This is a genomic window from Parasediminibacterium schistidii (assembly GCF_046546515.1).
Classification (GTDB): domain Bacteria; phylum Bacteroidota; class Bacteroidia; order Chitinophagales; family Chitinophagaceae; genus Parasediminibacterium.
On the sequence record NZ_JBKHKJ010000011.1, the window covers coordinates 1 to 12,231 of the forward strand.

Annotated in this window: 13 protein-coding genes; 12 read left to right on the plus strand and 1 reads right to left on the minus strand. The window is 39.4% G+C overall.

The genetic code is table 11. The annotated features are described in order from the left end of the window. Positions 1 to 461 precede the first annotated feature (461 nt). The 7 genes from ACHFIY_RS07985 to ACHFIY_RS08015 all read left to right on the plus strand — a co-directional run bounded on the left by ACHFIY_RS07985 (position 462) and on the right by ACHFIY_RS08015 (position 5,939). Positions 462 to 1,034, plus strand: a complete 573-nt coding sequence (locus ACHFIY_RS07985; protein WP_410845551.1) for a pentapeptide repeat-containing protein — start codon at positions 462 to 464, stop codon at positions 1,032 to 1,034. A gap of 277 nt (positions 1,035 to 1,311) precedes the next feature. Beyond that, positions 1,312 to 1,581 (plus strand): SemiSWEET family sugar transporter, encoded by a 270-nt coding sequence (locus ACHFIY_RS07990; protein ID WP_410845552.1) that lies wholly within the window; start codon positions 1,312 to 1,314, stop codon positions 1,579 to 1,581. Beyond that, positions 1,568 to 2,215, plus strand: a complete 648-nt coding sequence (locus ACHFIY_RS07995; RefSeq protein ID WP_410845553.1) for an HAD family hydrolase — start codon at positions 1,568 to 1,570, stop codon at positions 2,213 to 2,215. The genes ACHFIY_RS07990 and ACHFIY_RS07995 overlap by 14 nt, the downstream gene beginning before the upstream one ends. A 253-nt stretch (positions 2,216 to 2,468) precedes the next feature. Continuing rightward, positions 2,469 to 3,791 (plus strand): LamG-like jellyroll fold domain-containing protein, encoded by a 1,323-nt coding sequence (locus tag ACHFIY_RS08000; RefSeq protein WP_410845554.1) that lies wholly within the window; start codon positions 2,469 to 2,471, stop codon positions 3,789 to 3,791. Between the two features lie 4 nt (positions 3,792 to 3,795). Beyond that, on the plus strand, positions 3,796 to 5,304 hold the full coding sequence (locus tag ACHFIY_RS08005; protein WP_410845555.1) for a hypothetical protein: 1,509 nt from the start codon (positions 3,796 to 3,798) through the stop codon (positions 5,302 to 5,304). Positions 5,305 to 5,415: 111 nt separating this feature from the next. Continuing rightward, complete coding sequence (locus tag ACHFIY_RS08010; protein WP_410845556.1) at positions 5,416 to 5,655, plus strand: hypothetical protein; 240 nt, start codon at positions 5,416 to 5,418, stop codon at positions 5,653 to 5,655. After that, complete coding sequence (locus tag ACHFIY_RS08015) at positions 5,640 to 5,939, plus strand: type II toxin-antitoxin system RelE/ParE family toxin (protein ID WP_410845557.1); 300 nt, start codon at positions 5,640 to 5,642, stop codon at positions 5,937 to 5,939. The genes ACHFIY_RS08010 and ACHFIY_RS08015 overlap by 16 nt, the downstream gene beginning before the upstream one ends. 41 nt (positions 5,940 to 5,980) lie before the next feature. Here the strand turns inward: ACHFIY_RS08015 and ACHFIY_RS08020 are convergent, their stop codons facing one another. After that, a complete protein-coding gene (locus ACHFIY_RS08020; protein ID WP_410845558.1) occupies positions 5,981 to 7,540 on the minus strand; it encodes an N-acyl-D-amino-acid deacylase family protein in 1,560 nt (519 codons plus the stop codon). A 205-nt stretch (positions 7,541 to 7,745) separates the two neighbouring features. Here ACHFIY_RS08020 and ACHFIY_RS08025 point away from each other — a divergent pair, with 205 nt between their 5' ends. From ACHFIY_RS08025 to ACHFIY_RS08045, 5 genes are all read left to right on the plus strand, one after another. Next, positions 7,746 to 8,198: a thioredoxin family protein gene (locus tag ACHFIY_RS08025; protein ID WP_410845559.1), complete on the plus strand. Its 453-nt coding sequence runs from the start codon at positions 7,746 to 7,748 to the stop codon at positions 8,196 to 8,198. Continuing rightward, positions 8,198 to 9,130 (plus strand): FAD:protein FMN transferase, encoded by a 933-nt coding sequence (locus ACHFIY_RS08030; RefSeq protein ID WP_410845560.1) that lies wholly within the window; start codon positions 8,198 to 8,200, stop codon positions 9,128 to 9,130. Before ACHFIY_RS08025 ends, ACHFIY_RS08030 begins: the two co-directional genes overlap by 1 nt. Before the next feature lie 38 nt (positions 9,131 to 9,168). Further along, complete coding sequence (locus ACHFIY_RS08035; protein WP_410845561.1) at positions 9,169 to 9,363, plus strand: DUF4266 domain-containing protein; 195 nt, start codon at positions 9,169 to 9,171, stop codon at positions 9,361 to 9,363. Between the two features lie 144 nt (positions 9,364 to 9,507). Further along, a complete protein-coding gene (locus ACHFIY_RS08040; RefSeq protein ID WP_410845562.1) occupies positions 9,508 to 10,719 on the plus strand; it encodes a DUF3570 domain-containing protein in 1,212 nt (403 codons plus the stop codon). Between the two features lie 312 nt (positions 10,720 to 11,031). Then, positions 11,032 to 12,228, plus strand: a complete 1,197-nt coding sequence (locus tag ACHFIY_RS08045) for a hypothetical protein (RefSeq protein WP_410845563.1) — start codon at positions 11,032 to 11,034, stop codon at positions 12,226 to 12,228. Positions 12,229 to 12,231 lie beyond the last annotated feature (3 nt).

Sequence of the window (12,231 nt, forward strand, 5' to 3'; positions counted from 1 at the left end):
CCTGTGGCGTGTGGATTCGCTTAGGTCGCTCACAAGTTGTAGAAGCACAGAAATAAAAAAGTTTAAATCCCAGCTAGTGCACGTGGCTAAAACGGGGAAAGGCTGCCGATGATTGGCAGCGTACTGCCAACTGTTGGGGAAACGCTGCGAATGATTGGCAGCGTACTGCCAGCGGTTGGAAGTGGGCTGCGGATGACTGGAAGGGTGCTGCGAATGGTTGGAAGTTAGCTGCGAACTGTTGGGGAAACGCTGCCGATAATTGGAAGTGGGCGGTGAAGGGTTGAGGGTACGCTGCGAAGAGTTGGCAGCAAGTAACAGATATTAAAATAATAAGGTGCAGATTTTTAAAAGATGCAGCAATACACTTATTTTTGGATGATTGGCGAAATTGAGGTGCGTATATTTATGAGTTGGATGCAACCCCATTTGGACACTAAAAAATTGTTTTTTTAATTTTAATAATGGAAATAGTATTATACGAAGACAAAAAGTTTGAAAATATTGACTATTCTGAAAAGAAATTATCTAATCGACAATTTCTTAACTGTGAATTTATAAATTGTAACTTCACAAAAAGTGATTTGAGTAATAATGATTTTATGGATTGCAATTTCCAAAATTGTAATTTTTCTCTAACAATATTGCAAGATGCAGGACTAAAAAATATAAAATTCTTTGGCTGTAAATTAATGGGTATAGATTTTAGCAAATGTAATAGTTTCCTTTTGTCAGTTGGGTTTCTGAACTGTCATCTTGACTATTCTTCTTTCTTCAAAATGAAAATGAAGAAGACAAGTTTTATTGACTGTTCTATAAAAGAAGTTGATTTTTCTGAAACAGATTTATCAATGGCAGTTTTTAAAAATTGTGACCTTCTCAATACCTCTTTTATGCGAACAAATCTTGAAAAAACTGATTTTCGGAGTGCATTAAATTATTCGTTTGACCCTGAGTTAAACAAAATAAAGAAAGCCAAATTTTCATCAGCTGGCATTGTTGGCTTACTTATGAAATACAATATTGACATTGAATAGTATTATAATTGACAACAACCTACAAAAAACGAAGGGCTGCAGCCAATAACTAGGTTTGGCATTATTGGGGCTTGAAGAATATAGCTTCAACATTTGTTCATTATTGTGCTTCAGTTCGGGCTTGACGTTATAAATTTGGCTTATGAATAAAACATCAGCAATATTGCAATCATTGGGCTTCGGTTATGGGCTGACGGAATTCTAATTCCCCAACAAACGCCAAGCCTTTTTAGTTGTGTGCTATACTATTTGACATCTCAAACTTTTGATAATTTATATGACCCCTATCTCAATTTTAGGAATAATAGCAGCTATCTTAACGACTGGTGCTTATATACCCCAAGCTTACAAGACAATAAAAACAAAATCAACAAGTGACCTTTCGATAAGCACTTTTTCAATGCTTTTTTTTGGAACTATATGTTGGTTCTTTTACGGTATATTTATTAAAGACACACCCTTAATGATAGCCAATGGCATTACGGCGACATTATCTGGTGTCATATTCTATTTAAAATTAACCTCAAAATCAAATGCAAAAAATTAAAGCTGTAATTTTTGACCTTGATGGAACTTTAGGTAATACCTTGCCTCTTTGCATTCAGGCATTTCGACAATCGGTTGAACCTCTTATTAATCGTTCTATTTCTGACGCTGAAATTATTGCAACCTTTGGACCTTCTGAAGAGGGGACGATTATGGCATTGGCACCTAATCACTACGACAAAGGAGTTTCAGACTATTTGCATTTCTATGAAAATCTACACGAAATGTGTCCTGTTCCTTTTGATGGCATCAAAGAAGTCCTGGAGGCTTTGAAAAGTAAAGGAGTTCATATTTCAATGGTAACGGGTAAAGGAAAACACAGTACAAAAATTTCTTTAAAATATTTTAACCTTACTCATTTTTTTGAAATCATTGAAACTGGTTCGCCAAGTGGAGCAAGAAAAGCAGAAGGCATTCAGATTATTTTAAACTTACTAAAAGACATAAAGAGCAATGAAGTAATTTATGTAGGAGATGCACCCAGTGACATCTTAGCCAGTAAAAAAGTTAGAGTACCGATTGTTGCAGCAGCATGGGCTAACACTGCTGAGCCTGAAAAATTAAAAGAGCTAGAACCAGATCAATTATTCTATACCATAGAGGATTTTAAAAATTGGGTGGTTGACAAAATATAACAGCTATTCATGTAAGAGAGAAGTATAGCACACAACAGGGGTATTGCTACAAGTGTGGCAGGACGTTGAAACCTTCGGCTGTAGTTCCCCGCTTGCGCACGTCAAACTTCGTGCTGCTGGTGCGTGCTTATGGCGCGTACCCCTCGCTTCGTTGACGGAGCATGCATAACCAAGGCCGATAAAAACGAAAGTTTTTGGGTTAAGAAAAATAACAATATCTATAATTTCCTATAAATTTGGTAAAACGTTTGTTATGGAACAATGTACAAGTATGAAGAAAATGGCGGTTGTCCTTTTTTCAATAGTTGGTATGCTTTGTTTGATAAATGCATCTGCGCAATACAATAAAGCAGATGCGCAGCCCATTATAACCGAAACTGGGTTATTTAATAGGGCTAGCTTTTTTACATTCGAGTTTTGGGTAAAAACAACAGAAAACAGCGGCAGCAATACTTACTGGCAGCGGCCTGCTTTGTTTGGCAATATCACCGATGGCTATAACTCCGGCGATTTCTCCATCAATACTAATTATGGCTATATAGGCATGTGGGAAGGTTTTTCCAGCAACAATAGCGACCAGATTTTCCTTTCCGATAGGGTGCGAATAAATGATAATCAATGGCATCATATTGCCGCAGTAAACGATGGCATCAACGTAAACTTGTTTGTAGATGGGCAAAAGATAGGCTCGCTTGTTTCGGGTAGGCAATTGATTACGGATAAAATACCCCTAGCTTTTGGGGCAGTATCCATGGGTTTTGCTTGGGCAGGCAATGCGTACAACAATACAAACTTCCCTTCCGCAGCTGTTTTTGGAAGTGCCAGATTGTCTAATTCAGTAAAGTATGGCGCCAATTTTATCCCACAGCAACATTTACCGGCAGATGCCAGTACGATTAAGATTTACCAGTTTGATGACCCAAACTGGCAAGCCAATAGTAACACCCAATATGGTGGACAAGGGAATAATAATCAATATCCAATAAGTGCTAGGCGTGCAGAAAAAGCAACCTTGTATTTTAACGACAATACAAAACACGACGGCTGGCTTAGCATTGAAAAACAACCTTACAATCCTAACAATGATGTATGTATCCGCTTTGCCGAAGGCGATTCTCCCAAGTTTGATTATTACAAGCCAGAAGATGTAAAAAACTTCCAGATTGGTGACGATTTTTTTGAAACCAAGTTTATTAATGTACCCGGCATAGCCATTGGCACGAATAAAAAGGCGATTGTAAAATTGCTTACTTCGCCGGATAGCCGAATTAAAATGTACCTATACGAAAGCAAAACGCTTGAACCTAATACCACTACTGGCAAAAAGGAATTAAAAACGCAGCTATTATATCTTTTATCGCTGCCTAGTGGTAAAGAAGATGTGTTGTACGGATTTCAGGATAATATTTTCTGCCCGCATTTTGATGAAAAAGTTAGCCTGATGGTGCAGGATAAACCAGACCTGGCAGCAAAGATTAAAAAGAAAGACAAAAGCGTTTTCTATGCCGCTTTTTCTACAGACGACCACCGTTTAAAAGTTTGGTGGAATATCATTAACGAATACAATAAACCTTAAAGCCATGGGAAAGTTTAGATTGTTGCCTAATCCTATATTTTTTTGCTTATTGGTAATTGTGCTGTGCAATACCTGCATGGCACAAACGGGTAGCTTCACTGCTACTTTCACGCCGCAAAACACCAGCGTAAAACCTGTAACCATATCTTTTACAAAACCATTGTTTAAGTTTGATAATCCGCATGGCTATTGGTTTGTAAACCCCTACACAGGTGCCAGGCATTTTAACACTATGCCCGACCAAGGTTATGGCGATGTGCCCAATTTTAATGTGGGCTTCCTCACTTTCAACGAAACAGCCAATGATTTTGACTTTTATACCTTAACATCCAACGACTCGGATGCAATCATGCTGCAAAATGCAGGTTATTATATTACCGCACCCGCTTACAATGTGCAACTAGGCGATAAAAACAAACCGCTGCATGTACACATCAATAGTTTTACCAACGCTGAAATTTCATTTGCACTTAGTGGCACTGCAGAAATGAGCAACTCAATAGGCAATGGCGAAAAGCTGGGTTTTGGTACTATTACAGGCACAGGGCATTTTTATCGGGAACCTAAATTCATTAAGTCTGATATATTGCCAGGTTGTAATTGCGACCCTACCATTTATGCTACGGTATATGACCAAGAAAATAATGTAAGGACAACCTCCGCTTGTGAAACAGCATTGAACAATAAAATATTTGATGCTGTGCAAAAGTCAATGTCTGGTTTGTTTACCAATGTAAATTACAATAGCCCGGAAAGGCCTCTACCAGCAGGTGCCATCAATATTACAATGATGGCGGGATGTACAAATATTGATGTGCCGGTAAAGCAACGACCTTACTGCTCATCGGATTATTACCATAACTGGTTGACAGGTATTGATGCGCACAAAAAGCTATTTACCAGCGATGACCGTTACGGCTTACGCTTTATAAAAATACCCGACAACAGCCAGATGGGCTTCACGGAAGATGCCGATGCCAACAGGAAAAAGCAATTGACAATGATAGATTCCATCAGCAAATTAATGCAGGCAAAGAAAATATCCATGCAGGAATACACTAAGGCTGTACAGGATTTTGCAGCTAATATCAATCAAAATGCCCCTGACCTCAAGAAACTGGAAGCAGAAAGCAACCTGTACCTTACCGTAATTATCAACCCATCCAACAATACAGAAACGGAACTGAAACTAGCCGACAAAGACAAAACAGTAGTTACCCACGCCATTAATGGGGCTGCTTTTGAAATCTATTCACCTATTATTAAGGAAGATGATGGCAACTGGACAAAGAGTAGGTGTGCCATTTATTTAGGTAAATTTACCAACCCGCTAATGGGCAAATCTGGCGGTGGCTTTGATGCAGAAACAACCAATGCTGTTTACCCTGCTAATGCCAATAAGTTAACCGTATATAACATCATTATAAAAATGGAAGGAGGAAAGGATTTGATGGACAAAGCTGTTGCCAATATTGATTTTAGTGCGTTGTTGGGGTTGATTGCAAAACAGTAGTTTTGGATTTAAAGCTTGTTTAAAAGGCTATAAATAATCTTTGTCATTGTATTATATTTGTATTAGTAAATACTTTTTGCTATAAGCAGTTCATATTTAAAAACAATAGTTATGACATCTGGATTAAAAGAAATAGTGATTGGGATGGTAGAGGACATTGAGGACGAGGCATTATTACAGGTATTAAAAAATGATATTGATTATTTTAAACATAATGGTAGTGATATTACGGTGGGTTTAACACCTAATCAGCTTGAGGAACTTAAAAACCTAGCAAATGAGCCAGATGACAAAGATACCCTATCTGAAAATGAATTTAAAAAAGCTACTGCCAAATGGCTTATGAAGTAATCTATAAAAAACAATTTTTAAAGAGTTTTGAAGCTGTATTCCAATATCTGGAAAAAGAATGGGGGGAAGTTGTGGCTGCCAATTTTCTTAAAACAATTTATTCCAAGATAGATATTCTAAAATTACAACCATATCTAGGGGTTGCGTCGCCCAAAATAGTTAATGTTAGAGGTATTTTGATAACAAAACACAACAGGCTATATTATAAAGTATCTAAAAACAGACTTGTATTGCTGAATATGTACGATTCAAGGATTAATCCTTCTAAAAATCCATATAGATAGCAAGTGACTTTATCCAAGAGGAAATGCCAATATTTTTATACTTATCCCTTCCTTATCGTCCTGCCACTTCTTGTCCCATTATGTTTGCCATCTTCTACAGTTAGTTTACCGTTGATAATCACATATTTAAAACCTACAGAATATTGGTGCGGCTTGTCGTAAGTGGCAATATCGCTTACTGTTTTCTCGTCAAATAGTACAATGTCTGCATTGTACCCTTCACGCAAAAGGCCCATGTTTTTTAGTTGGAATTTTTGGGCGGGTAGACTCGTCATACGCCTGATGGCTTCTTCCAAAGGTATTATTTTCAATTCCCTTACATATTTTCCCAGAACCCGTGCATTGGTGCCGTAGGAGCGGGGGTGCGGTACGCTTTCGCCAATAACCCTTATGCCACCATCGCTTGCAAACATATTGAACGGGTATTTCATAATATTCTGCACATCTTCCTCGCACATGCCATGAAAAACCATACTGCTGCCACCATTTATAACAATATCCATCACGGTTTTCATTTCTTCTTCGGCGGTATGCGGATGGCCTATCATTTGGTTCACTTCTTCTATTGATTTTCCGTTGTAGCTAGTATCTGCCTTGTAATTGGCCACCACGGCATAGCTGAAATGTTCCAGACTTCGTTTCTTTAAAGTTTTAATACCAAAAGCTATAATCCGCTTGCGGCTGTTTTCGTTTTGTAAGCGGGCTTTTATACTGTCCTGCCCATCTGCCAATGCCCATGAAGGAAGCATAGTTGTTATTGTAGTACTGCTGGCAGTGTAAGGATATTGATCTATGGTGGCATCAATACCTTCTTCCCTTGCTTTTATAATCAGCGGCAGCGTTTCCTTGCTTCTGCCCCAGTTTTGTTCGCCAACCAATTTAAAGTGGGAAACTTCCACGGGCATATGTGCTTCACGACCAATGTTCAGCGCTTCATTTATAGCAGCGACTACGCTATCAGCTTCGTTGCGTATATGACTGGCATACACACCATGATATTTGGCTGCTGCTTTGGCAAGGCGAACTACTTCAGGCGTTTTGCTGTAAGTGCCAGGTATATAAATTAAGCCTGTGGAAAATCCAACCGCACCATCTTTCATCGCTTGTTCAACAATGCCTTCCATCTGCTGCATTTCTGCTTCGGTAGGGGTCCGGTTAGAGGTACCCATCACAGCCTTTCGCACATCGTTATGACCAATAAAAGAACCAACATTAATAGAGGTTTTTAAACTATCCAAAAAGGAAAAATATTTTTTGATGTTGGTATGCGAATCGCCACAATTGCCCGTTATAACAGTAGTAACGCCATCATAGATAAAACTCTTAGCTTCTGGGTCTTTCTTTTCCTGATTTTCTATATGCGTGTGTACATCTATAAAACCTGGAGCAACAATAAGGCCAGTGGCATCTATGGTTTTGGTAGCTTTCCAATTTTCAAGATGTCCAATTGCCATTATTTTCCCATCCGTCACAGCTATATCGCCATATAACCACGAATTGCCTGTACCATCTACTATTTTACCATTTTTAATGAGGATGTCGGCTTGCTGGCCTTTGACAATTGTGGTAATGAATAAAAGAATGAAGTATAACTTTTTCATATCGGGGAATGCTTACTCTATAATGCAAAAAAACACTGAATTGTAACGATGAATGATTGTATTTCAGCGAGGTTTTTTTGGGTTATTTTTTTACGGAATATCAGAAATGTCAATTACTTAAGTAATTCTTAACGTTGCCCTAGGCATCAATGTTTGTACCTTGAACCTCTTAATAATAAGATTGTTCACTAATCCCTTACTTAGTATGAAAAGAATAGCTTTTGTCCTAGTCCTTTTTGTTTTCCTTTCGTCTTTTGTAAACTGGCATTACAATTTTGACGAAGCCAAGCAGCTTGCCCAAAAAGAGCATAAATATATCTTGCTGAATTTTTCCGGGTCTGACTGGTGTGGGTCTTGCATTAGGATGCACAAGGAAATTTTTGCCAGCGATGGCTTCCAAAAGTTTGCCGATACCATGCTGGTAATGGTGAATGCCAACTTCCCCCGTCAGAAGAAGAACCAATTGAGCGAAGCGCAACAGAAAATAAACGATGGGCTGGCGGATACATACAATGCCAAAGGCAGTTTCCCCCTTACGGTGCTTACCAATGAAAACGGCAAGGTGGTGAAACAATGGGATGGCTTTCCCAAAGGTACGATAGATGATTTTATACTGGATATATCCAAGGCCATAGACAATGACAAGCACCCACAATAATGAGCCAATTGCAAACATATAAGCAGGGCATGAAGCTGATGGGCAACCATTTTGAAATAAGTGTGGTGGCAGATGATGAGGCATGGGCGAATGAAAAGATAGCAGTAGGTGTTGCCGAAATAAGGCGGATAGAAACGTTACTAACCACCTATAGCGATGATAGCGAAACCAATATGGTTAATGCCAATGCTGGGATTGCGCCCGTGGCGGTAAGTAGGGAAATGTTTCAATTGGTGGAGCGGTCGCTACGCATATCATCTGTGACGCAAGGGGCGTTTGATATTAGTTATGGGTCAGTAGATAAGAAGCTATGGAATTTTGATACTTCCATGCAAGCACTCCCCGATAAGGAGACTGCCAAACAAATGGTACGGCTGATTAATTACCGGAATATCATATTGGACAATGAACAGTGCAGTATTTTTTTAAAAGAACCGGGGATGCGGATAGGTTTTGGAGGTATTGGCAAGGGCTATGCTGCCGAGCGTGCAAAAGATGCAATGAAGGCAGCGGGCGTGGCAAGTGGCATAGTAAATGCTTCGGGCGACCTTACCGCTTGGGGCTACCAGCCAGATGGTTCGCGGTGGACAATCGGCATTGCCAACCCAGATTTTTCAGCGCATGTTTTTTCTTACATGGATATTACCAATATGGCGGTGGCTACTTCGGGCAATTATGAAAAATATGTATTGATAGGAGGCAAAAAATATTCGCATACCATCAACCCCCGCACTGGCTTGCCAGTTAAAGGCATCAAGAGTGTTACCATCATTTCCACCAATGCCGAGATTGCCGATGCCATGGCTACCCCGGTAACCATCATGGGCATCCGTGCAGGGTTGGATATGATTAATCAAATCAAGAACATAGAAGCTATTGTGATAGACGACAACAATAAGATATATACCTCAAAAAACATCCATTTTAATTAAGCAACATGAACAAAAAACAGCCCTTATTCTTCGCACTCATGACCGCAGGTACAGCCCTTGCAGCCTCATCTTGTAGTCAGGTAAAAGAATATCAGAAAAGCAGGATCAATGATTCTGAAATGACCTTGTCCGCAAGAGCGGTACAAAAGAACGAACTGAATGCCATGACTTACCGTGAAGGTGCTTCGGGTGCCAATGGGGGGAAGAGTGGCGGGGGGTGTGGGTGTAATTGAGGCGTAAGGCATAAGGGATAAGGCGTAAGTGGTACGTTATACGTTTTAAGTTGTACGCTTATGGAAGCCTTCGCTTGGAAGGAAGCATTCCTTGGTTAAGTTGTTTTTTATTCTTGATTATTTCAATCCTGATACAAATTCATTATGTCTAAAAAGAAAATATGTTTGGCGCTGGTGGGTATTTATTTTTCCATGTTTAGGGGTTTTGGGCAAAGTTTGCCTGATACCATATACGAATCGAAGCCGTTAAAACTGGAAGAAGTAAACCTGGTTTCCAGCTATTATACCCAGGAAGGTATACACTCTGCCGTTACTGGTGGGATTGGCAATGAGCATGTAACAGATTTGGCGAATGGGATTAGTGTGAAGTTTGTGGGCAGGGATATGTCTAATATTAAGCATACTATTACTGCGGGACTTGGGCTGGACCACCATACGGCTGCTTCGCAGGCTTATGTATCTAAAACAGGGGCATCTAAAAAAGATGGAACAAGGGTATACCCTTCTTTGGAATGGTTGCGGGAAAATGAGGACAAAGGCAGCAGCTTTGGTATTGGCGCTTATTATTCAGCAGAATACAATTACCACTCCTTTGGTTTGGATATGTCTTTTTCTAAAAAGAACAAACATAATGGTCAGTTTGATGGTAAAGTAAATGCCTACTTAGACCAGGTAAAAATGATTTATCCATCGGAACTGGTACCTGCAAGCACAGTAGTTAGCTCCGCCAGCAGTGGAGGAGAAGGAAAAAGCAATATCCCATCTTCTGCTCGGAATACTTTTTCGGCATCGGGCACCTTTTCGCAGGTTATCAATAAACGGATGCAGGCCAGTATTAATGTGGATGTAGTGGAGCAAAACGGATACTTGGGTTTGCCTTTCCACAGGGTATTTTTTATTGACAATTCAGAAAGAGTAGAAAATCTGCCTTCCAATAGGCTGAAAGTACCCATAGGGCTACGCCTGAATTATTTTGCGGGGGATAGGGTTATTATACGTAGTTACTACCGTTTTTACAAGGATGATTGGGGATTAACCGCCCATACCGCTGAGGTAGAAATACCAGTAAAGATTACCCCTTTCTTTTCCGTATCGCCTTTTTACCGTTTTTATACCCAAACAGCAGTAGACTATTTTGCGGCGTATGGCAAGCACTTAGCTACAGACACCTATTTCACCAGCAATTATGCCTTATCGGCTTTAACTAGCCAGTACATGGGTGCGGGCATAAAGCTTACGCCACCCGATGGTATTTTGAAAACGCATCTAACTTCATTGGAGTTGAGGTATGGGCATTATACGCAATCAACGGAGTTGGTGTCCAATATCATTTCATTGTCGATGCAGTTTAAATAGTGGTTAGTACTTTGATGCAAATTTGGTTTATCTGCCACAAAGGCACGAAAGCAAAAAGAGGCACGAAGTTTTAAGGGAAGAAGAAAAAAGAAGAAGATTTATATTAGCAATACCTTTTAACCTACCTCTTCGTGTTTTTGTGCCTTTCGTGCAAAAAAGCATATTCAATTTTGTGAGTAGTAACAAATAGTTTAATCATTACTAATGGATAAACCATCATATTCAATAAGCATCATAAAAATGTAGGTAACAAGCACATAATGCCTTTAAGTTCTTAAATCCAATCTAATTCCTTATTTTGTGACTTATTAAATGAATACTTTTTCCAATATAAAAGAATTATTATCAGCCTTATACAGGGAGCGGGACTTACTTGCAGAAATGTTTAAAAAACGCACGTCCCTTTCCTATAAGCTAGATTTTGCACTCGAACTATTAGAGCATAAACAAGAAAGGCTGGATTACCTGATTGACCATGCCGTTATTAGGCAAAATGGGCAATTCCTGGAAATTGACGACCAGTTCCTACAATTCTTTGAGCAAATATTGGAAGTGAACGACGAAATAAATGTTTCCTACATCAATGAAAATATCCAGAGCGTACAACAAAATATCAATTATTATTTAGAGGAAAACAACGATCAACGCAAGTACAACTACCTGCGCACCATTAAAAACACACTCAGGAAAATAGGGGCTATCACACTGCGAAATGTGGTGGACTTGAAGCGGAACCTGGAAACTACTTTTAAAAACGAGCCCAACTATAAAATAAAAAAGGCGAAACTGGAAACCTTGGACAGGAAGCGGTTGGACATTAGTGCCTTAATAGAACAAACCGAGCAACTAGTAACGAATGAAGAAGTTACCTTTTTCAAGTCGGCATTGGACGAGGAATTGGGCAGCATCATTACGCAGTTAAGGTTGCAATTGGGCAAATGCACGCACAACCTAATAGATATAGAAAAGCAAATTATAGACTTCCTGAACCAAATAAAATATCAAAGTAGCATTATAGAAAAACTACGGCAAGTTAAATACCTGAAAGACCAGTTTACCCTTGAGGCAAATACTAATTTTAAAATGGTGCTGGCACAACAAAATGCCCTTGTTTTTGAACCAAACCCTTCTTATCCATTAAGATTATCGATTGGTTACCTGCTATCGGATGAGGAAGTACGCCTGATCATCGAAAAAGTTGCCTCCCGGAATAAAACTGGGGCAACCATAAAACAAGCGCTTGCAGGCAATATTGCCCCTGAATACCTAGGGGCACAAATAGCAGAGGAAATTTTCATAAACTTGGAAGAAGTAAAAAACAGCTTTCTTGCATCGGGTAATAACTTGTTCGATTTCATTAGTAGCTACACTTTTGCAAAAGAGGTTTCATTTGACGAAAGCGTAACCATTTATTGCCAGATGGTATCGCAGTTTGAAGCCCTTTTTGAAATATCGCAGCAAATAGAAACTAAGAACCAAACCGAATTGACGATGGTTTACCCCAAATAAATG